The 20,239-nt window shown below is 62.3% G+C and carries 17 protein-coding genes and 1 pseudogene; 13 read left to right on the forward strand and 5 right to left on the reverse strand.

Annotated elements, in window-relative coordinates:
- Positions 1–29 precede the first annotated feature (29 nt).
- The 4 genes from FHT70_RS16870 to ugpC all read left to right on the forward strand — a co-directional run bounded on the left by FHT70_RS16870 (position 30) and on the right by ugpC (position 4,292).
- Positions 30–1,334: an extracellular solute-binding protein gene (locus FHT70_RS16870; protein ID WP_183703197.1), complete on the forward strand. Its 1,305-nt coding sequence runs from the start codon at positions 30–32 to the stop codon at positions 1,332–1,334.
- 81 nt (positions 1,335–1,415) lie between these two features.
- Positions 1,416–2,354 carry a sugar ABC transporter permease gene (locus tag FHT70_RS16875; RefSeq protein ID WP_183703201.1) on the forward strand — a complete coding sequence of 313 codons (939 nt, stop codon included), beginning with the start codon at positions 1,416–1,418 and terminating at the stop codon, positions 2,352–2,354.
- A complete protein-coding gene (locus FHT70_RS16880) occupies positions 2,347–3,195 on the forward strand; it encodes a carbohydrate ABC transporter permease (protein ID WP_183703203.1) in 849 nt (282 codons plus the stop codon). The genes FHT70_RS16875 and FHT70_RS16880 overlap by 8 nt, the downstream gene beginning before the upstream one ends.
- Before the next feature lie 23 nt (positions 3,196–3,218).
- Positions 3,219–4,292 carry a sn-glycerol-3-phosphate ABC transporter ATP-binding protein UgpC gene (gene ugpC / locus FHT70_RS16885; RefSeq protein WP_183703205.1) on the forward strand — a complete coding sequence of 358 codons (1,074 nt, stop codon included), beginning with the start codon at positions 3,219–3,221 and terminating at the stop codon, positions 4,290–4,292.
- A gap of 225 nt (positions 4,293–4,517) precedes the next feature.
- Here the strand turns inward: ugpC and kdgD are convergent, their stop codons facing one another.
- The 3 genes from kdgD to FHT70_RS16900 form a co-directional block, all read right to left on the reverse strand.
- Positions 4,518–5,444, reverse strand: a complete 927-nt coding sequence (gene kdgD / locus FHT70_RS16890) for a 5-dehydro-4-deoxyglucarate dehydratase (RefSeq protein ID WP_183703207.1) — start codon at positions 5,442–5,444, stop codon at positions 4,518–4,520.
- A 36-nt stretch (positions 5,445–5,480) separates the two neighbouring features.
- Complete coding sequence (locus FHT70_RS16895; protein WP_085778121.1) at positions 5,481–6,455, reverse strand: mannonate dehydratase; 975 nt, start codon at positions 6,453–6,455, stop codon at positions 5,481–5,483.
- A 64-nt stretch (positions 6,456–6,519) separates the two neighbouring features.
- Positions 6,520–7,230: a FadR/GntR family transcriptional regulator gene (locus FHT70_RS16900; RefSeq protein ID WP_183703209.1), complete on the reverse strand. Its 711-nt coding sequence runs from the start codon at positions 7,228–7,230 to the stop codon at positions 6,520–6,522.
- Between the two features lie 131 nt (positions 7,231–7,361).
- Here FHT70_RS16900 and FHT70_RS16905 point away from each other — a divergent pair, with 131 nt between their 5' ends.
- The 5 genes from FHT70_RS16905 to FHT70_RS16925 are packed head-to-tail and all read left to right on the forward strand — an operon-like array spanning position 7,362 to position 12,492.
- Complete coding sequence (locus FHT70_RS16905; RefSeq protein ID WP_183703211.1) at positions 7,362–8,957, forward strand: ABC transporter substrate-binding protein; 1,596 nt, start codon at positions 7,362–7,364, stop codon at positions 8,955–8,957.
- A 20-nt stretch (positions 8,958–8,977) separates the two neighbouring features.
- Positions 8,978–10,006, forward strand: a complete 1,029-nt coding sequence (locus FHT70_RS16910) for an ABC transporter permease (protein ID WP_183703213.1) — start codon at positions 8,978–8,980, stop codon at positions 10,004–10,006.
- A gap of 11 nt (positions 10,007–10,017) precedes the next feature.
- The gene (locus tag FHT70_RS16915) at positions 10,018–10,920 is read left to right on the forward strand and encodes an ABC transporter permease (protein ID WP_183703380.1); all 903 of its coding nucleotides are present in this window, start codon (positions 10,018–10,020) and stop codon (positions 10,918–10,920) included.
- Positions 10,907–11,752 carry an ABC transporter ATP-binding protein gene (locus FHT70_RS16920; protein WP_183703215.1) on the forward strand — a complete coding sequence of 282 codons (846 nt, stop codon included), beginning with the start codon at positions 10,907–10,909 and terminating at the stop codon, positions 11,750–11,752. Before FHT70_RS16915 ends, FHT70_RS16920 begins: the two co-directional genes overlap by 14 nt.
- Entirely contained in the window at positions 11,749–12,492 is a 744-nt protein-coding gene (locus FHT70_RS16925) for an ABC transporter ATP-binding protein (protein ID WP_183703218.1), read from the forward strand. The genes FHT70_RS16920 and FHT70_RS16925 overlap by 4 nt, the downstream gene beginning before the upstream one ends.
- 22 nt (positions 12,493–12,514) lie before the next feature.
- Here FHT70_RS16925 and FHT70_RS16930 read toward each other — a convergent pair.
- Both FHT70_RS16930 and FHT70_RS16935 read right to left on the reverse strand, forming a co-directional pair.
- Positions 12,515–13,032: pseudogene (locus tag FHT70_RS16930) on the reverse strand (NADPH-dependent FMN reductase).
- 13 nt (positions 13,033–13,045) lie between these two features.
- A complete protein-coding gene (locus tag FHT70_RS16935) occupies positions 13,046–14,110 on the reverse strand; it encodes a LacI family DNA-binding transcriptional regulator (RefSeq protein WP_183703221.1) in 1,065 nt (354 codons plus the stop codon).
- Positions 14,111–14,293: 183 nt separating this feature from the next.
- Here FHT70_RS16935 and FHT70_RS16940 point away from each other — a divergent pair, with 183 nt between their 5' ends.
- The 4 genes from FHT70_RS16940 (at position 14,294) to FHT70_RS16955 (ending at position 20,235) form a co-directional block, all read left to right on the forward strand.
- Positions 14,294–16,813, forward strand: a complete 2,520-nt coding sequence (locus tag FHT70_RS16940; protein ID WP_183703224.1) for a hypothetical protein — start codon at positions 14,294–14,296, stop codon at positions 16,811–16,813.
- Positions 16,814–16,880: 67 nt separating this feature from the next.
- On the forward strand, positions 16,881–18,140 hold the full coding sequence (locus FHT70_RS16945) for an ABC transporter substrate-binding protein (RefSeq protein WP_183703227.1): 1,260 nt from the start codon (positions 16,881–16,883) through the stop codon (positions 18,138–18,140).
- Between the two features lie 11 nt (positions 18,141–18,151).
- Complete coding sequence (locus tag FHT70_RS16950) at positions 18,152–19,189, forward strand: sugar ABC transporter permease (RefSeq protein WP_183703230.1); 1,038 nt, start codon at positions 18,152–18,154, stop codon at positions 19,187–19,189.
- On the forward strand, positions 19,186–20,235 hold the full coding sequence (locus tag FHT70_RS16955; protein ID WP_183703232.1) for a carbohydrate ABC transporter permease: 1,050 nt from the start codon (positions 19,186–19,188) through the stop codon (positions 20,233–20,235). The genes FHT70_RS16950 and FHT70_RS16955 overlap by 4 nt, the downstream gene beginning before the upstream one ends.
- Positions 20,236–20,239 lie beyond the last annotated feature (4 nt).

The raw sequence follows: 20,239 nt of genomic DNA on the forward strand, positions 1-20,239 counted from the left end.
GTGAGGATAGGTCCCCTGGGAGGAAGATCATGCATTTCATGCTGAAGAACGCCGGTCTCGGCGGCAGGCGCATTGTATCCATGGCCGCGGCAGCCGGCATGTTGCTGGCCGGAGCCGGGGCCGCCTCGGCGGCGACGGTGGTCAAGTGGCTGCATCTCGAAACCGATCCGAAGAACGTCGCCGCCTGGGAAGACATCGTCAAGAAATACGAAGCCCAGCATCCCGACGTGGACATCCAGATGCAGTTTCTCGAAAACGAGGCCTTCAAGGCCAAGCTTCCCACGCTGCTGCAGTCTGACGACGTCCCGGATTTCTTTTTCAGCTGGGGCGGCGGGGTCCTGAAGCAGCAGTCCGAGACCGGCGCGCTGCAGGATGTGACGGCAGCTCTCGATGCCGATGGCGGCAAGCTGCGCAAGGCCTATACGCCGGCCTCGGTCGACGGCCTGACCTTCGACGGCAAGACCTGGGCGATCCCCTACAAGGTCGGCCTGGTGAGCTTCTTCTATAACAAGGCGCTGTTTGCCAAGGCAGGCGTCAAGGCCGAAGACATCAAGACCTGGACCGATTTTCTTGAGGCGGTGAAGAAGATCAAGGCGGCCGGTATCGTGCCGATCGCCGGCGGCGGCGGCGAGAAATGGCCGATCCACTTCTACTGGAGCTATCTCGTCATGCGCGAAGGCGGCCAGAAGGTCTTTGACGCGGCCAAGAAGGGCGAGGGCGAAGGCTTCCTCGATCCGGCCATCATCAAGGCCGGCGAAGATCTCGCCGAGCTCGGCAAGCTCGAACCTTTCCAGCCCGGCTATCTCGGCGCAACCTGGCCGCAGACGCTCGGCGTTTTCGGCGACGGCAAGGCGGCGATGATCCTCGGCTTCGAGGCGACCGAGGCCAACCAGCGCAAGAATGCCGGCGACGGCAAGGGGCTTTCGCCCGACAATATCGGCCGTTTCGTCTTCCCGACGGTTGAAGGCGGCGCCGGAAAGCCCACCGATACGCTTGGTGGCCTGAACGGCTGGGCGCTCACCAAGAAGGCCTCCAAGGAAGCGATCGATTTCCTCGCTTTCCTGACGAATGCGGACAACGAGCGGGCCATGGCCAAGGCCGGGATGCTCCTGCCTGTTGCCGTCGGCGCTGATGACGGCGTCGTCAACCCGCTGCTCGCCGAATCGGCCAAACAGCTTGCGGGTTCGACCTGGCATCAAAACTTCTTCGACCAGGATCTCGGTGCGGCCGTCGGCCGTGTCGTCAACGACGTCTCGGTGGAAATCGTCTCCGGACAGATGAACTCCAAGGACGGCACCCAGATGATCCAGGATGCTTTCGAACTGGAACAATAACCAGCGCCCGCAGAACCTTCCGGCGCTCCTGCCAATCGGGAGCGCCGGCACCGCTGCCGACGAGATGCGAAAGCAGGAACCATGGCCAATATCTCAGTCCTATCGACACCGAGCGCCGCAAGGCCGGCAAGACGAGTCGCAAACCGGAAGAGCTCGGTCGCCCACGACCGCCTGACCGTGCTGTTGCTGTTTCTGCCACCGGCGCTGCTGCTCTTCACGCTCTTCGTCATCATGCCGATGGGCGAGGCGGCCTGGTACAGCCTCTATAAGTGGAACGGTTACGGCACGTCGACAGAGTTCATCGCCCTCCGCAATTTCCAGGTTCTGTTCCGCAACGCGGCGTTTACCCAGGCGCTCGTCAATAACGGCCTGATCATCGTCATCTCGATCTGCATCCAGGTGCCGCTCGCCATCTGGCTGGCCACCATGCTGGCCCACCGCATTCCCGGTGTCGTCGCTTACCGCCTGATCTTCTTCCTGCCCTATGTGCTGGCCGACGTTGCCGCAGGCCTTATCTGGCGCTTTGTCTATGATGGCGACTACGGCCTGTTTGCCGCCATTTCCAACTTCTTCGGTTTCGCCAATCCTTACGTGCTCGCCGACAAGGAACTGGCGATCTATGCCATCCTCGGGGTCATCGTCTGGAAATATTTCGGCTTCCACATGATGCTGTTCATCGCCGGCCTGCAATCGGTCGACAAGAGCGTGCTGGAGGCGGCCGAGATCGACGGCGCCACCGGCTGGCAGAAATTCCGCTACGTCACGCTGCCGCTCCTCGGCTCCACCCTGCGCCTTTCAATCTTCTTCGCCGTCGTCGGCTCCCTGCAGCTCTTCGACATGATCATGCCGCTGACTGGCGGCGGGCCGTCGAACTCGACGCAGACGATGGTCACCTTCCTCTATACCTACGGTGTCATGCGCATGCAGGTGGGTCTGGGCAGCGCCGTCGGCGTGGTGCTCTTCATCATCTGCGTGACACTCGCCTTCGGTTACAAAAGGATCTTCATGCGCCATGACTGATATGAGCTCTTCCATCCGCATGAGGACATCCACCCGCATCTATCTCTACGTATCGCTGAGTCTGATCGCGGTGATCGTGCTGGTGCCGCTGCTGACGACGGCGCTCGGCGGCTTCAAGACCCTGGGGGATCTCCGCACCAATCCCTTCGGCCTGCCGACGGAATGGCAATGGGCGAACTACACCGACATCCTCTTCGGCGAGCGCTATTGGCTGCAGATCGGTAATTCGCTCGTCATTGCGGCGCTGACCGTGCTTTTGACGCTGATCGTCTCGTCGATGGCGGCTTTCGCCTTTGCCCATGTCCGCTTCTTCGGCTCGTCCTTCCTCCTCAATTATTTCCTGCTCGGGCTGATGTTTCCGGCCGCCACCGCGATCCTGCCGCTCTTCATCCGCATTCGCGACCTCGGCCTGCTCAATACCTATTGGGGTGTGGTGCTGCCGCAGGTCGCCTTCGGCCTCGGCATGAGCATCCTTCTGTTCAGGAACTATTTCCGCAATCTTCCGGAAGAATTGTTTCAGGCGGCCTTCGTCGACGGCTGCGGTTACCTCAAGTTCTTTTGGCATATCTCGCTGCCGCTTTCCCGGCCGATCGTCGCCACCGTCAGCATCATTTCCTTCGTCGGCAGCTGGAACAGCTACATCCTGCCGCTGATCATGCTGAACTCGGAATCCAAATATCCCTGGCCGCTCGGCATCATGGTCTATCGCGGTGAATTCGGCACGGAATGGCAGCTGGTGCTGGCCTTCATCACCCTCACGATCCTTCCCACGATCATCGTTTTCTTTGTCGCCCAGAGACATATCATCGCCGGATTGACTGCCGGCGCCGTGAAGTCCTGAGCCGAACCGTTGGAGTTGCATCAATGGCATCCGTTGAACTGACAGATGTAAACAAGGCCTACGGCGCCGTCGACGTCATCCACGGCATTTCGCTTCATATCGAGGATGGCGAATTCGTCGCGCTCGTCGGCCCGTCCGGCTGTGGGAAGTCGACGCTGCTGCGAATGATCGCCGGTCTCGAGGAAATCACCGACGGCGAGATTGCCATCGGCGGCAATGTCGTCAACGCCATGACGCCGCGCGAGCGCAACATCGCCATGGTCTTCCAGTCCTATGCGCTTTATCCGCATATGACGGTCGCCGAAAACATGGGTTTCAATCTGAGGCTCGCCGGCGTTGCCAAGCCGGAGATCGAGGCCCGCGTCGCTGAAGCGGCCCGCATGCTCGACCTCGCCAAACTGCTCGACCGCAAGCCGGCGCAGCTTTCCGGCGGCCAGCGCCAGCGCGTCGCTATGGGCCGCGCCATCGTGCGCGATCCGGCCGTCTTCCTGTTCGACGAGCCCTTGTCCAACCTCGATGCGAAACTGCGCGTGCAGATGCGCTCGGAGATCAAGACGCTGCACCAGAAGGTCCGGACGACCTCGATCTATGTCACCCACGACCAGATCGAGGCGATGACGCTCGCCGATCGAATCGTCGTGCTCAATCATGGCAGGGTGGAGCAGGCGGGTACACCGCTCGAACTTTACAAGAAGCCGGCCAATCTTTTCGTCGCCGCCTTCATCGGTTCGCCGGCGATGAATATGCTCGACGGCACGGTGGATGGCGAAGACGGTGAACCGGCTGCTCGTCTCGACGACGGCACTGCGATCCGGATCGCGCCCGACCGCAAGGTCAGGCGCGGCCAGGCCGTCACTATCGGCCTTCGGCCCGAGCATCTCGTTCCCGGCCTGTCGGCCGGCACACCGCTCGCCGGCCGCACGATGCTGGTGGAACCCACGGGCGCCCAGACCCATGTGGTCTTCGATCTTGCTGGACAACAGGTGACGGCGATCGTCGACGGCGAATACCCCGCCCGCTACGGCGCCGTGTTCGAGGCGAGCATCGCCAGCGACCAGGTGCATATTTTCGACCGCGGCACTGGTGTGGCGCTGTAGCGAATCCTCAGCCCAGGAGATCGCCGAAACCGGCCCCTCATCCGGCTGCCGCCACCTTCTCCCCGCACGCGGGGAGAAGGGACAAGCCGTGACCTCTCCGTTCCACGCCACGTCTCGTGTGGCACGTCCCTCGCCCCGCGAGCGGGGAGAGGGTTAGGGTGAGGGGCAGCTATTCCCACGAACCGACAGCCGCCGAGCCACCCCGGCGGCCTATTTCGCGATGTATTATTCCGCCGCGATCCGTTCGACGCCGTTGGCCTCGACGATCTTCTCCAGCATCGCTAGTTCTTCCGGGGTGAGATCCGTCAGCGGCGGGCGAACCGGGCCGGGGTTTTGGCCGAGAACGCGGAGCCCGGCCTTGATGATCGAGACGGCATAGCCCTTCTTGCGGTTGCGCAGGGCGACGAAGGGGAAGAAGAAGCTCTTCAGGATCTCGTTGACGGTCGCCTGATCGCCGATGCGCAGGGCGCCGTAGAAGCGCTGGGCGAGCGCAGGCACGAAGTTGAAGACGGCGGAGGAATAGGTCGTCACGCCGGCGGCGAAATAGGCCTGAGCATAGACCTCGTGGGTCGGCATGCCGCCGACATAGACCAGACGATCGCCAAGCCGTATGGTGATCTCGATCACCTTGTCGACGTCGCCGACGCCGTCCTTGAAGCCGATCAGGTTCGGGCATTCCTCCGTCAGGCGGGCGATGCTATCGGCGGTCAGGATGGCATTGTCGCGGTTATAGACGATGACGCCGATGCCGACCGATTGGCAGACCGCCTTGACATGGGCGATCAGACCGGCCTGCTCGGCAAACATCAGATAGGGCGGCAGAAGCAGCAATCCGTCCGCGCCGGCCTTCTCGGCCGCCTGTGCGATCTCGATGGCGAGCGACGTACCGTACCCGGTTCCCGAGATGATCGGCGTATTGCCGGCCGAGGCCTTGGCGGCTTTGACGACATGCGGGATCTCGCTCGGGTTAAGGGAGAAGAATTCGCCGGTGCCGCCGGCGGCGAAGAGGGCTGCGGCGTCGTAACCGGCGAGCCATTCGACATGACGGCGGTATTTCGCTTCGTCGAACTTGAGTTCATCGTTGAAATGCGTCACCGGAAACGAGAGCAGACCGCTGCCGACGGCCTTCTTCAATTCAATCGGGTTCATCATGACGTCCTATTCCTTAGGTGTTGAAAATCGATGGTGTCAGGCGCTCTCGAGCACTTGCAGAAGTGCCGCGATGTAGCCGTAACAAAAGGCAAACGCGGTGGCGGACGGGTCCTTGCCGCTGACGGTCGGCACATGGTCTGGCATCAGCATGTATTTGTAGCCGACTTCCTTGTAGATCCTCGCCGAGCGGACCATGTCCATATCGCCCTCGTCGGGGAAGGTCTCCATGAACGACAGCTTGCCGCCGCGAATATTGCGGAAATGGACGTTGAAGATCTTGTTGCGCTCTCCGAACCAGCGAATGATGTCGTCGATCTCCTCGCGCGGATTTTCGAGCATCTCGCCGACCGAGCCCTGGCAGAAATTGAGGCCGTGATAGGGGTTTTCGCGCATCTGCACAAATTTCTTCAGCCCTTCCACCGTGCCGAGCACGCGTGTGACGCCGCGATAGCCGGGCGGTGTATAGGGATCGTGCGGATGGCAGGCGAGCCGGACGCGATTGCTCTCGGCGACCGGCACGACGCGTTCGAGGAAATAATCGATCCGTTCCCAGTTTTCGTCTTCGGAGAGCACGCCGGCAAGGCCGGGCGCAGCCTGCTGATCGGTCTTCTCCCAGCGAAAGCTCGCATTCATCGACCCGCCGCGTCCCGGTTCATCCGGCGTGCGGGGAATGCCGATCAGGTTGAGATTGTATTTGACCGCCGGAATGCCGGCCGCGGCGACATCTTCGATCATCTGGCAAACGGCATCGATCTGCCGGTCACGCTCAGGCCCGGCAAGCAGGATGTCGGGATAGGAGGCCTTCTCGATCGGCTGCGAGGGCAGGGGCAGCTGGATCATGTCGAGGATCAGGCCGAAGCTCTCGACCTTGTCGCGATGGCGTTCGATATCGGCAAGCGTCCAGCTGCTCGGCTGTCCCGGCGGGTCGGCACTGATATGCTTCACCCCCAATTGCGCGAAGATCCGATAATCGTCATCGTCGCGCGCTGCCACCTGTGTTCCAAGATACATCAGAGACCTCTCTAAATCCAACAATGTCATATGACATAATATGAATTTTTGAGGGTGTCGAGCCCTATTGCTGTTCGGCCAGCATCCGATAACGCCGTTGGCTCGCCAGCAGATGCGCGCGCATCGCCTGGCGGGCACGGTCGGGGTCCTGATCGGCGATCGCCGACAGGATTTCCACATGCTCGGCATAGACCTTTTGCAGATATTCGCGGTCGTTGGCCTCCGGAAGCGTCGGAAACTGGCCACGGGGGATGGCGCGCGGGCCGAAATGGCGTAGCACGTCGACATAAAAGCGGTTGTTGGTGGCGGCCGCGATCGCCATGTGAAAGGCATAATCGGCCTCGACCGTCTGCTGTCCGCTTTCGATCATTTGCGCCATCCGGCGGTTGGCTTCGCGGATCGCCGCTTCCTGCTCGGCGGTGCGGCGATAGGCGGCAATCGCTGCCGCTTCACCCTCGGTAGCCATGCGGAACTCCAGCAATTCCAGGGTTTCCGGAATGCTTTTGATTTCCACCGGCGTCAGCGACATGACCGAATGAACCTTCGGATCCGCGACGAACACGCCTTTGCCCTGGATCGGCCGGACGAAACCAGCGGCCCTTAAATCCGCAATGGCCTCGCGCACGACGGTGCGGCTGACGCCGAAGGTCGATTCGAGCTGCGGCTCGGTCGGCAGCTGGTCGCCGACGCGCAATTTCCCCGTCTCGATTTGCGCGCGCAATTGATCGATGACCTGCTGCGCCAGTCTTTGCCGGCCCCGGCCAAGTGTCGTCATTCTCGTTTCCCCAGTTCCTTTGCCTCACGTCTTCCGCACGGTCTTGCAAATCAAATCGGACTTCGATAAATCATAATACGACATACGGACGACATAATATGTCCTCTATAGTAATCCAGGGAGGAGTTACAATGAAGCATTTTTCGAAAGGCCTGTTCGTCGGCGCCGTCATCGGCGCGCTGACTATCGCCGCACCACTCTCGCATGCCGCAACGCCGAAGGACCAGCTGGTGATCGGGACATCACTGGCGCAGGTCCTGTCGCTCGATCCGCATCAGGCGACCGAGGGCAAGGCGGTCGAGATCATGTCGAACCTCTACGACCGTCTGGTCAACAGCACACCGGATGGCAAGATCGTGCCGCAGCTGGCTGAAAGCTGGAAGGTGGACGACAAGGGCATCACCTTCACGCTGCGCCAGGCCAATTTCGCCTCCGGCAATCCGGTGACGGGGAAGGACGTCGTCTATTCAATTGGGCGGCTTCTGAAGCTCGACCAGGCTGCCGCCGCGAACCTCAAACGCGTCGGCTACGACAAGACCAATGTCGACAAGCTCGTCACCGCAGTCGACGACAAGACGGTGCGCGTTGATTTTTCCGGCCAGGTGACCGCCGAGATGCTGCTCTACCGACTGACGACCTCGACCACCAGCGTCGTCGACAGCCTCGAAGTCGAGAAGCACGTCGTCGACAACGATTACGGCAATGCTTGGATGCGCACGCATTCGGCTGGTTCCGGCCCATTCACCCTGAACCGCTGGTCTCCGAACGAACTCGTGATCCTCGACGCCAACAAGGATTATGTCACCGGCGCTCCGAAGATGAAGCGCGTCATCGTCCGGCATGTTCCGGAAAGCCAGGTCGAGCGGCTGATGCTCGAACGCGGTGACATCGATATCGCCAGCGCCATGACCGCCGCCGACCTCGCGACCTTCAAGGACAAGCAGGGCTTTACTATCCAGCGCATTCCGACAGGCGGCTTTTACGTGCTGTCGATGAATGCCGGCGACCAGTACCTGTCCAACCCGAAGGTGCGCGAGGCCATTGCCTATGGCATCGACTATAAGGGCATCGAGAAGACGATCATGGGTCCCTACGGGCGGGCGAGAAACGTTCCGGTCCCGGAGAATTTCGAATCTGCGATCCCGAACCCCGACTGGCATCTCGACGTCGAAAAGTCCAAGCAGTTGTTGGCCGAAGCAGGGTTCAAGGACGGCTTCTCGCTGACGCTGAAGACGATAGCGCAGACGCCGCGCATCGACCTTGCCACCGCCATCCAGGCATCGCTTGCCCAGGTCGGCATCAAGATCGACATCCAGCAGGGCAACGGCTCGGAAATCATCGCCGCCCACCGCGCCAGGGATTTCGATCTGCTGATCCCGCAGACCAGCGCCTATATGCCGAATGTGCTCGGCTCGATGGAGCAGTTCTCCTCCAATCCCGACAACTCTAAGGAAGCCAACAATGCCGGCAACTTCGTCTGGCGCTCGGCCTGGGACATCCCGGAGTTGACGGCTCTGACGGCCAAGGCATCGATGGAGCCGGACGCCAAGAAGCGTGGCGAGCTCTATGTCGAGATGCAGAAGATGTTCGTCGAACAGAAGCCAGCGGTGCTGCCGATGTTCGAACGCTTCGAGCCGATTGTCCTGTTGAGCAAGGTGAAAGGATATGTAGGGCATCCGACGCAGCTGACGCGTCTCGAGAACGTGACGAAGTCTGAAGCCCAGTAATACTCCCGAGGCAGCCGATCATGAAGGAACTCTCTGTAGCCGAATTTGGCCGACGCCTGGCGCATCTGCTCGTCAGCCTGTTCATCCTCCTCTGTGTGACCTTCGTGATCGGCCGCGTCCTGCCCACGGATCCCGTCGGCGCGATCGTCGGCGAACTCGCCGATCCCGCCGCCTATGCCGCGATGCGGACGCGTCTGGGTCTCGATCTGCCGATCTATCAGCAGTTCTTCCTTTATCTGAACGGGCTCGCCCATGGTGATTTCGGTACAGCCGTTCTCACCGGCAATCCTGTCTCCTCGGACCTCGCCCAGGCCTTTCCGGCGACGTTCGAACTGGCCACGCTGGCGGTGATCATCTCGACCTTCGTCGGTGTCCCGCTCGGCCTGGTCGCGGCACTGTTTCGCGACAGCGTGATCGACAAGGTCGCCCGCGTGGTCGCCCTCGTCGGTCATTCGATCCCGGTGTTCTGGTTCGGCATCGTCGGCCTCGTCATCTTCTATGCCGGCCTGAACTGGGTCGGCGGGCCAGGCAGGATCGATGTGTTTTACGAAGGTCTCGTCACGCCGCAGACCGGGCTGCTGTTGGTCGACAGCCTCCTGCAGGGCGAGACGGAAATCTTCTGGAATGCCCTCGGCCATATCATCCTTCCGGCCATCATTCTCGCCTATGCCGCGATGGCCTACATCACGCGCATGACCCGCAGCTTCACGCTCGAGCAGTTGAGCCAGGATTACGTCATTGCGGCCCGCGCCAAGGGTGTGAGCCCCTTCGGCACGATCTGGCGCCATGTCCTGCCGAACATCGCCGTGCAGCTGATCACCATCCTGGCCATTTCCTACGGCGGATTGCTCGAGGGCGCCGTCGTGACGGAGATCGTCTTTTCCTGGCCGGGCATCGGCCAATACATGACGAATGCGCTGATGATCGGCGACATGAACGCCATCGTGGCCGGCACCATCATTGTGGGATTCATTTTCATGCTGTTGAACTTCCTCGCCGACGTCGCCTACGCCATATTTGATCCGCGCATGCGGGAGGCGGCGCGATGAGCCCCAGCCCGATGAGCAATGTTATCGGCAGCGAGATCCGGATTCGTCCTCCAAGCGTGCCGAGCCGCATGGCGGCGTCGTTTGCGCGGGCCGGCCGCAAACTGGCTGCCGAGCCGCTTGGCCTTGCCGGTTTCGTCATCCTCGGCCTGCTTTGCCTGATAGCGATCTTCGCGCCGCTATTGGCGCCTTACGACCCGGTCATCCAATCGCTCGGTGACGCCCTGCAGCCCCCGAGCCTGGCGCACCCGGCCGGCACCGACGAGTTCGGCCGCGACATTCTGAGCCGCCTCATTTTCGGCACGCGCATCACCATCCAGACCGTGCTTTCGATCTCTCTCATCGTCGGGCCGATCGGTCTTTTGATCGGGGTGGTCGCCGGCTTCTTCGGCGGACGCGTCGATGCGCTGCTTATGCGCGCCACCGATATCGTTCTCTCCTTCCCGTCGCTGATCCTGGCGCTTGCCTTTGCTGCGGCGCTCGGCGCCGGCCTGACCACCGCGATCATCGCGATCTCGCTCACCGCCTGGCCACCGATCGCCCGGCTGGCGCGCGCCGAGGCCCTGGTCGTCAGAAACGCCGACTATGTCGTTGCCGCCCGTCTCTATGGCGCCTCGCCGATCCGCATTCTTCTCCTTTATATCGCCCCCATGTGCGTTCCCTCGGTCATCGTCCGACTGACCCTCAACATGGCCGGCATCATCCTGACAGCGGCCTCGCTCGGCTTTCTCGGCCTTGGCGCCCAGCCGCCTGCGCCGGAATGGGGAGCGATGATTTCCAACGGCCGCAAGTTCATGCTCGATTACTGGTGGGTCGCGGTCATGCCTGGCATCGCCATCCTGCTGACGAGCCTTGCCTTCAACATCGCCGGAGACGCTCTGCGCGACATTCTGGATCCCCGCCATGCAAGATCGTGATCTCCAGCCCGTTCTTTCCGTCAAGGCGCTGAATGTCCGGTTCGGCCGAGGCGCCGTGCCCGCCGTCTCCAATGTCAGTTTCGACGTCGGCCGCGAACGAGTCGGGATCGTCGGAGAATCCGGTTCTGGCAAATCGACGACAGGGCGGGCGATCATGCACCTTTTGCCGACTGCGGCGATCGTTTCTGCCGAGCGAATGGATCTCGCCGGCAGCCCGCTGTTGGGAAAAAGCGAGCGCCAGATGGGCGCGCTGCGCGGCAAGGATATCGCGCTGATCATGCAGGATCCGCGCTATTCCTTGAATCCGGTGCTGTCGATCGGCAAGCAGGTCGCCGAGGCCGCGCGCCTTCACCTCGGCCTCAGCGGCAAGCCAGCGCAGGATGCCGCCCGCGCCATGCTCGAGCGGGTGCGCATCACCGATCCCGAACGGGTGATGGCGCTTTATCCTCACCAGATCTCGGGCGGCATGGGCCAGCGCGTGATGATCGCCATGATGCTGCTGGCGCGGCCGAAGCTTGTGATCGCCGACGAGCCGACCTCGGCTCTCGATGTCAGCGTGCGAAAGGATGTGCTGTTGCTGCTCGATGAGCTGGTGCGCGAAAACAATTCCGGCCTGCTTCTGATCAGCCACGACATCCGCATGGTCGCAGCCTTCTGCGAGCGCATCATCGTCATGTATGCCGGCCGGATCGTCGAAACGCTGATCAGCCTTGAAGAGGCCCGCCACCCCTATACGCGCGGGCTTATCGCGGCGTTGCCTGATCCGAAAAATCCGGTTCGTCGGCTTGCGGTTCTCGATAGGGCAAAACTCGATCTGGAGACGGCGCAATGATCAATGTCCGCGACCTCGATGTCGTCTTTGCCTCCGGCAAATCAAGCAACCATGTCGTCCGGGGCATCAGTTTTCAGGTGGGCCAGGGCGAGACGCTCGGCATTGTCGGCGAATCCGGCTGCGGCAAATCGACGGTGCTGCGCTGCCTCGCCGGCATGGAGGCCGGTTGGACCGGTCAGATCGAGCTGCGCGGCAGGCCGATCGGCAAGAAGCGCTCCCGCGAGGAACTGACCTCAGCCCAGATGGTGTTTCAGGATCCTTACGGATCCTTGCATCCGCGCCACCGCATCGGCACCGCGCTCGCCGAGCCGCTGCGCGCCATGCGCCATTCCGACATCTGGTCGAAGGTCGAAAGGGCGTTGGTCCAGGTGGGTCTGCCGGCAAGCTTCGCCAATCGGTTTCCGCACGAACTTTCCGGCGGCCAGCGGCAGCGAGTGGCGATCGCCCGGGCGCTGATCCTGTCGCCGCCTATCCTGCTGCTCGACGAGCCGACATCGGCGCTCGACGTCTCCGTCCAGGCCGAAATCCTCAACCTGCTTGCCGACCAGCGCGAGGAGAAGGGACTGACCTATCTGCTCGTCAGTCACGACCTCGCAGTGATCGCCCATATGTGCGACCGGGTGATGATCATGAAGAACGGCGGTTTCGTCGACGAACTCACAAAGGCGGATTTGCAGGCCGGCACGACGCATGATGCCTATGCGCAGGAGCTATTCGAGGCGAGCTTCATGGAGGCTTGACGGGTCGTTGCGCAGGCGAGCCTCAGGCTGGGCCGCAATAGCGTGCGAAGGCCTCGAGGAAAAGACGCATCTCCTCCTGATGCCAGGGCGCGGAAAGATGCTCGGCAATTTCTTGCGGGGAAAGCTTCATCAGATGGAAGCGAAGGAAGAGCTGCCCGTTGAAGCGCTCGCTCAGCGTAGCGAGAACGGTGCGAAGCTGCTGCAGCATCTCATCGCCGCGATGCGACGCGTGCGCAAGCACGATCGGTTTGCCGATCACTTCGTTGCGGGAGACGAGCCAGTCGATGGCGTTCTTCAGCCCGCCGGGGACTGACCTGATATATTCTGGACTCGCCAGGATCAGTCCATCCGCCTCCGCGATGGCATTTGCAAGAGCCGCCACTTCGGAAGGAGGCTCGGGAAGCTCGAGATCGGGCGAGAAGACCGGGAGTTCGCCAACACGATCATAGACCGAGAGCGTATGCGCCGGCCCGGCAGCCGATCGGAGAGCATATAGGTCGAGGCTCTGCGCGCGCTTCCGGATATCGCCAGGAATTTCATGACCGGCCTATCCTCATGCGCTTGGCTTGATGTGATCCGCGGCAGCCGGGTGGCGGACGGCTGCGACGCTGCCTCTTTCGACGACATGGCAGGCAAGCTCGACACGGCGGCGCGGCAGGGCAAGGCCGAGCATCATGTCGCGCAAGAGGTCGAGCGCGGTGGCGCCGAGTTCACGCATCGGGATGTGCACTGTCGACAGCGGCGGATTGAGAAAGGCCGATTGCGGCAGGTCGTCTATGCCCATGACGGAGACATCCTGCGGCACGGCATAACCCATCGCCTGCAATCCGCGCACGGCGCCGTTGGCGAGACTGTCGCCCGCCGTCAGAACGGCGGTGAAGCAAAGGCCCTTGTCGCCGACGAGACGGGTGATCGCCTCGGCGCCGAGTTCCGGCAACCAGTCGTCAACCTCGAGCACCAGGTCGGCATCGGCTGTCAGCCCATGATGCTGCAGCGCGTCGCGCCAGCCCTCCAGGCGCCGCTCGATCGTCCGCCGTCCCGGCCGCAGCATGAACAGGATGCGTTGATGCCCGGCCTCGATCAACCGCTCGGCGGCAATGAAGGCGGCCGATCGGTTGCAGGGCGTCACACTCGAAAGCCGCATATAGGGATCGTCGCTGTTGACGAGTACGACGGGCTTCCCGAGATCGGCGGCGGCCGCCAGCATATCCTCCTCGTCGACGGTCAGAATCAGCATGCCGCCGAAACTTGCATCATTGCGCATCTCGGCGATGACGCGGGTTTCATCGGCCTTGTCGGCGACCGGACGCATCGCCATTTCGATGCCGAGGGCGGACGCGCGCGCGTTCAATCCCTCCAGCACGTGTAGCGTGAACTGATTGCGGACATAATCGATCATCGCCGCGCCGGAGGCGACGAGCATGACCTTCTTGCCGGCGACACTCGCCGGCAGCGCATAACTGACAGCGCTCGCCGTTTGCAGCACCAGCTTGCGGATCTCGGGCCTGACGCCCTTTTCTCCGGCGAGCGCGCGCGACACCGTGCTGATCGAGACGCCGCAGCGTGCGGCGATGTCGTCTAGGCGTGTGCGCCTGCCTTTTTTCTGCTCCGCAGCCATCACATCTCCTCGGTCTCTCTTGAAGTATGCAAAAATCTTTCAGATTGCGCAAACGGAATGGCTATGCACAATTAACGTGTCAGCGACAGGCGGCAGAGCAGGGAGGCTTTGAAGATGCGGTTTGACGGCAGGTCCATGCGTCGGCGTTTTGCCCGGTGCGTCAAGGTTCAAGCGGGCTGAAGCATGGCCGCCGAAGAATCCTATCTCCGCCGCAAGACCGCGAAAAAAAGCCCGATCGTCTACTGGCAGCTCGGCTCGCTCTCGCAGGCGCGCTACGACGTTGCCGACCGGCCGATGCAAGGCAACATGGATCCGTTTTTCTTCGTCACCAAGACGAAGAATTTCATTCCGCATGAATATCCCTGCCGCACCGAATTCAAGGCATGTTTCGCCGGGCGGCGGCCGCAGCTGGCTGCCGAATTCGAGGCCGTCCGCTGGTGGCTTCCCTTTTCATCGCCGCGCGTCGATCTCTCCGGCTTCTGGTTTCGTCCGACGCGCATCGGCTGCTGGGCGCGCACCTTCCTCGATACGCAGTCGGCGGGACCGGCCACGCTGCGCCTGTCGACCTGCGGCGGCGCCATCCTCTTCGTCAACGGTCGCGAGCAGGGTTTTATGGCGCCTTACCAGCGCAATCTGGAAGCTCAGCAGACATTTGAAGTGGAGTTGACGGCTGGGCTCAACGAGGTCCGCATCTATTTCGACGATCTCGCCGAACGCGACACCCGCTTCTATTTCCAGCTGGATTATCTCGATGGGCCGGAGGTCGAAACATCAGTGCCTGTTCCCATCGCCGCCGGTGACGCGGACGGGCTGGAGGCAATCCTCGAAGGCATGCGCTTCGACCGCACCGCCTATCTCGGCGAGGACGTGACCATCCTGTTTCCCGCGCCGCTGCCGGTGGCGCTGAGCTGTCATGTCGAGATCGAAGGCGACTTCATGTCGGTCGAGCGCTTCGATCATGATTTCGCGCTGCAAGCGGGGGCGATGAAGCTGGAACTTGGCACCTCGGCCGATATGCCCGCCGATTTCCGCCATTTTCGCATCACGTTCAAAACAGGCAAACTTTCGCTCGGCCGCACGCTCGGCGTCGAGATCTGCCATCCCCAGCGCCAGGGGCTGGCGCCCGCCGCGCTCGAGGATCGCGTCGCCGAGGCGCTTGCCGAGGTCGCCGCCCATTCCGAGCCGGATACGGTCTGCGCCTTCGCGCGCCTTGCTTTGGGGCAGGGCGGCGAGGAGACCGAGGCGATGATCTCGGCGATGCTGCCTGTTATCGAGGATTGTCATGACTGCGCCGATTTCGTTCTGGTGCCGCTGCTCTTTGCCTATACGCGCTGGAGCGATCTGCTGTCGCAGGATCTGCGGCAGAGGATCGAGCGTGCCGTTCTCAATTACCGCTACTGGATGGACGAGCCCGGCAACGACGTGCAATGGTATTTTTCGGAGAACCACGCGCTGCTCTTCCACACCGCCGCCTATCTCGGCGGCAAGCTGTTCCCCGATGCCGTCTTCATCCGTTCCGGCCGCACCGGCGCGGAGCAGATGAGGGTCGGCGAAGAGCGCGTCCGCGCCTGGCTCGATCATTTCGAGCGCTGGGAAATGGCTGAGTGGAATTCCGTTCCGTATTTCCCGATCGACCTCAAAGGGCTGACGGCGCTTGCTGCCTGCGCCCCGGATGAAGCGATCCGCGCCCGGGCGAGCGCCAGCATCGTCCGCCTGATGGAAATTGTCGCCCGTTCGGCCCATCATGGCATGCTGACCGGCAGCCAGGGCCGCTCCTACGAACACACGCTGCGCCCGGGCCGCTCGGTCGAGCTGTCGGCCATTGCTCGGCTGCTCTGGGGCCGCGGCTGGTACGGCCGTCGCGTCCACGCGCTGCCGCAGCTGGCCGTCTGCATCCGCGATCACGGCCTGCGTTTTCCCGAAGAGCTCGCGGCGATCGCGGCGCACCAGTCCGACGACGCGCAGGAATGGACCTTTTCCCAGGGCGAGAACCGTTTCGCCGCCCTCTATCACTACAAGACGCGCGACACCGCACTCGGCACCATCGCCCATTATCGCCCCGGCGCCTGGGGCTATCAGGAGACCGTGTTGCATTTGCGTTTGGGCGAGCGGCCGGAAGCGCAGATCTGGATCAACCATCCCGGCGAAACCATCCAGTTCGGCTACGGTCGGCCCAGTTTCTGGGGCGGCTGCGGAACGCTGCCGCGCGTCCATCAATATCGTGATCTCGCCATTCTCGATTTCGAAATCCACGACGGCCAGCCGGACTTCACCCATGCCTGGTTCCCGCTCGAAGCCTTCGACGACACCTTTGTCAGCGGCAGGCTGGCGCTTGCCCGTTCCGGCAACGGTCTGGCGATGCTGATCGGCAACGGCGTGCTCGAACCGGTGAAACACGGCCCGACGACGGATGTCGAGCTGCGCCTGGCCGGCCGCGCCGGCCGCTGGATCGTCCGCCTTTCCGATCTCGGGCGCGAAGACGGCCTCGACGGCATGCGGGCGCGCTTCGCCACGCTTACAGCCCGCCGCGAAAACGAGGGTGCACTGATCATCGTCGATCCGGATTATGGTCAGGTTGCCTTCGAAGAGGACGGCACCGTGCGGGCCGAAGGCCGTATTCTCAAGCCGTCAGACTGGTCAGTGCGAGGAGACGCGGTACATCTGGAGATAGCGGGCAGGCAGCAGCGGCGCGCTGCTTCGTAAATGACATGTCCGGACAGGTGGAGGACCTGGCCGGATGCAGAAGTTCATCGGTCAAGAGGAGGAGACTATGACCAGAATGAAATCGATCGCCGCGGCCTTTGCTGCGGTTCTCTTGAGTTCCGTTGCCGCCCATGCCGGCGATGTGCGCATCATGTGGTATTCCGACGGCGGCGAAGGCGAGGTGATCAAGGATCTGCTGGCGCGCTTCTCCAAGGCCAATCCCGATGTCAACGTCATCCTCGATGAAGTCTCCTATGACGTCGTCAAGGAACAGCTGCCGGTACAGCTGGAAGCCGGGAAGGGGCCTGATATCGCCCGCGTCACCAATCTGAAGGCGCAGTCGCAGCACTGGCTCGATCTCCGCCCGCTCCTCACCGATGCGAAATATTGGGACGAGAATTTCGGCGCCCAGGCTGACTGGATGCGTCCCGACGGCTCGAACGCCATCACTGGCTTCATGACCCAGCTGACGCTCACCGGCGGCTTTGTCAACAAGACGCTGTTCGAGCAGGCCGGCGTCGAAATTCCCGGCCCGAAGGCAACCTGGGACGACTGGGCTGCAGCGGCCAAAAAGGTCGCTGATAGTCAGAAGGTCTTCGCCATGGCGATCGACCGCTCCGGCCACCGCGTCACCGGCCCTAACATCTCCTACGGCGCCAACTATATCGCCGCCGACGGCAAGCCGGCACCCATCGACCAGGGCGCCAAGGAATTCCTCAGCCGCTTCGTCAAGTGGAACGAGGACGGCACCGTCAACAAGGACGTCTGGGTCAGTGCTGCCGGCAGCACCTATCGCGCTGCCGCCGACGACTTCATCAATGGCGGTCTCGCTTATTATTATTCCGGCAGCTGGCAGGTTTCGGGCTTCGCGCAGAAGATCGGCGACAGTTTCGATTGGGTCATGGCCGGAAGCCCGTGCGGTACGGTGGCCTGCAGCGGCATGCAAGGCGGCGCCGGTCTGGTCGCCGTCAAATACACCAAGAACCCGAAGGATGTCGCCAAGGTGATGGACTACCTGGCAAGCGCCGACGTGCAGAAGGAATTCGCCGAGCGCAGCCTGTTCATCCCGGCGCATAAGGGCGTAGCCGCCGGCCAGGTGGACTTCAAGACCGACAATCCGCATGTGAAGGCGGCGCTGAAGGCCTTCGTTGAATCGGCCGGCCAGACGGCCCCGGCTGCGCTGAAGCTGCCGGGTTGGAAGTGGTCGGACGCCTATTACAGCGCCATCGTTGCCCGCATCAGCCAGGTGATCGCCGGCGAAATGAAGCTTGACGATGCCTATGCCCGCATCGACGAGGACATCAAGGCCAAGGTCGGCGGCAACTGACGGAAGAGCGGATGGCGGAGAAGACGATTTCTTCCGAAGCAACGGCGAAAGCCGGTCTGCGGCAGGCGCTCCTTGCGCCTGTCAGGCTCGCCATGGGGATGATCGACATCCCGATGCGCGCCTGGCAGAAGCTGACGGGGCTGAACGGCATGGCGGGCGTCTTCCTGGCGCCTAACATGCTGATCTTTTCCGTGTTCGTGCTCCTGCCGCTGGTCATCAACTTCATCTATTCGACGACGAGCGGCGGCGCCATTTTCCTGCCGAACAGGACCTATGTCGGCGCTGAGCAGTACCGCATCCTCTTCGATTGCCGCTCCTATCTCGACCCCTCGACCTGTGCCGCCGACACCTTCTGGGCCGCCGTGCGCAACACCGCCGTCTTCGTCGTCTTCCAGGTCTCGGCAATGCTGGTCGCGGCACTCGCGACGGCGTTGATCCTCAACCGCGAACTTTCCAATCGCGGCTTCTGGCGCGCCGTCTTCTTCTTCCCCGTGCTGCTGTCGCCCGTCGTCGTCGGCCTGATCTGGAAATGGATCCTTCAGCGCGAGGGCCTGTTGAACTATGCGCTGAGTCCTTTCGGCTTCGAACCCTTCTCCTGGCTCAGCGATCGTTTCTGGGCCTTCTTCTTCGCCGTCTTTGTTTCGGTCTGGGCGCATATGGGCTTTTATGCGCTGATCCTGCTCGCCGGCCTGCAGGCGATCCCGAGGGATCTCTATGAGGCAGCGGCAATGGACAAGGCAAGCCCCACCCGCATCTTCCGGCGCATTACCCTGCCGCTCTTGATGCCGAACCTCATTGTCGTCCTGGTTCTGGCGCTGATCCGCGCGGTGCAGATCTTCGACGAGGTTTTCGTGCTCACCGGCGGCGGGCCCGGCACCAGCACCATGTACATCACCCAGTTCATTTACGAGACCGGCTTTGCCAGTTCGCTGCGCAATCCGGGGCTCGCCTCGGCCGCCTCGATCCTGATGGGCATCGTGCTCGTCATCCTGACGCTGGTCCAGCTCGCCGCAAGCAGCCGCAACGAGAAGAAAGGCAAACGTCTATGAGCGCCGTCGCCACCTTCCTGCTTCGCCGCCGCGGCCGTGGCTGGCACTGGACCGACGTGGTCACCTGGATCTGGCTGATCTCGGGCGTCATCCTGATGTTCGGCCCGGCCATCTGGCTGGTCTTCTCCTCGTTCAAGACGCCGGCTGCCCTTGCCGAGTTCCCGCCGTCCGTCCTGCCCTATGTCACGGAGCAGGCCGCGGTTCCGGGCTACGACAAGCCTTTGCCGCTCTATAATGTGACGATGCCGGATGGCAGCACCCGTGTGCTCGCCGAAGTCCGCCGCATCGGCATCATGGGCCAGATGGTCGATCCGAAACAACCGGGCGAAATCGTCAAGGTCAACATCAAGGACCGCACGCCGGTGCGTGAGGTCGAATTCGCGACCAACAACTACACCGAGCCTTTCCAGCGCTTCGACTTCTTCCTGTTCCTGCGCAACTCGGTCTTCGTAACGGTGGTGGCGACGGCCATCACCCTGCTGGTCAATTCGATGGCCGCCTTCGCGCTGTCGAAATACCAGTTCCCCGGCCGCACCGCCGTCATGCTGATGATCCTGGCGACGCTGATGGTTCCGCTCTCGGTCATCGTCGTGCCGCTCTATTCCGTCATTGGCAGCTTGAACCTCTTCGACAGCCTCTGGGGCGTCATCCTGCCGACCGTCGCTACGCCGACGGGCGTCTTCCTGCTCCGCCAATACATGCTGACGATCCCCGATGAACTGATCGACGCCGCGCGCATGGACAAGGCCAGCGAATGGCAGATCTACTGGCGCATCATCCTGCCGTTGTCGGCGCCGGCGCTGGCGGTGCTGGCGATCTTCTCGGTGGTCTGGCGCTGGAACGACTTCCTCTGGCCGCTGATCGTGCTGTCGCGCAAGGAACTCTACACGCTGCAGGTCGGCCTCAACGTCTATGCCGGCGAGCTCAATGTGCAGTGGCACTATATCCTCGCCATGACCGTCGTCTCGATGATCCCGGTTGTGCTGATCTTCGTCTTCCTGCAGCGCTTCATCACGACTGGTATCGCCGGCTCGGGGCTGAAATAATATG

Origin of the sequence: Rhizobium sp. BK049, assembly GCF_014193135.1 — a bacterium.
Taxonomy (GTDB): domain Bacteria; phylum Pseudomonadota; class Alphaproteobacteria; order Rhizobiales; family Rhizobiaceae; genus Rhizobium.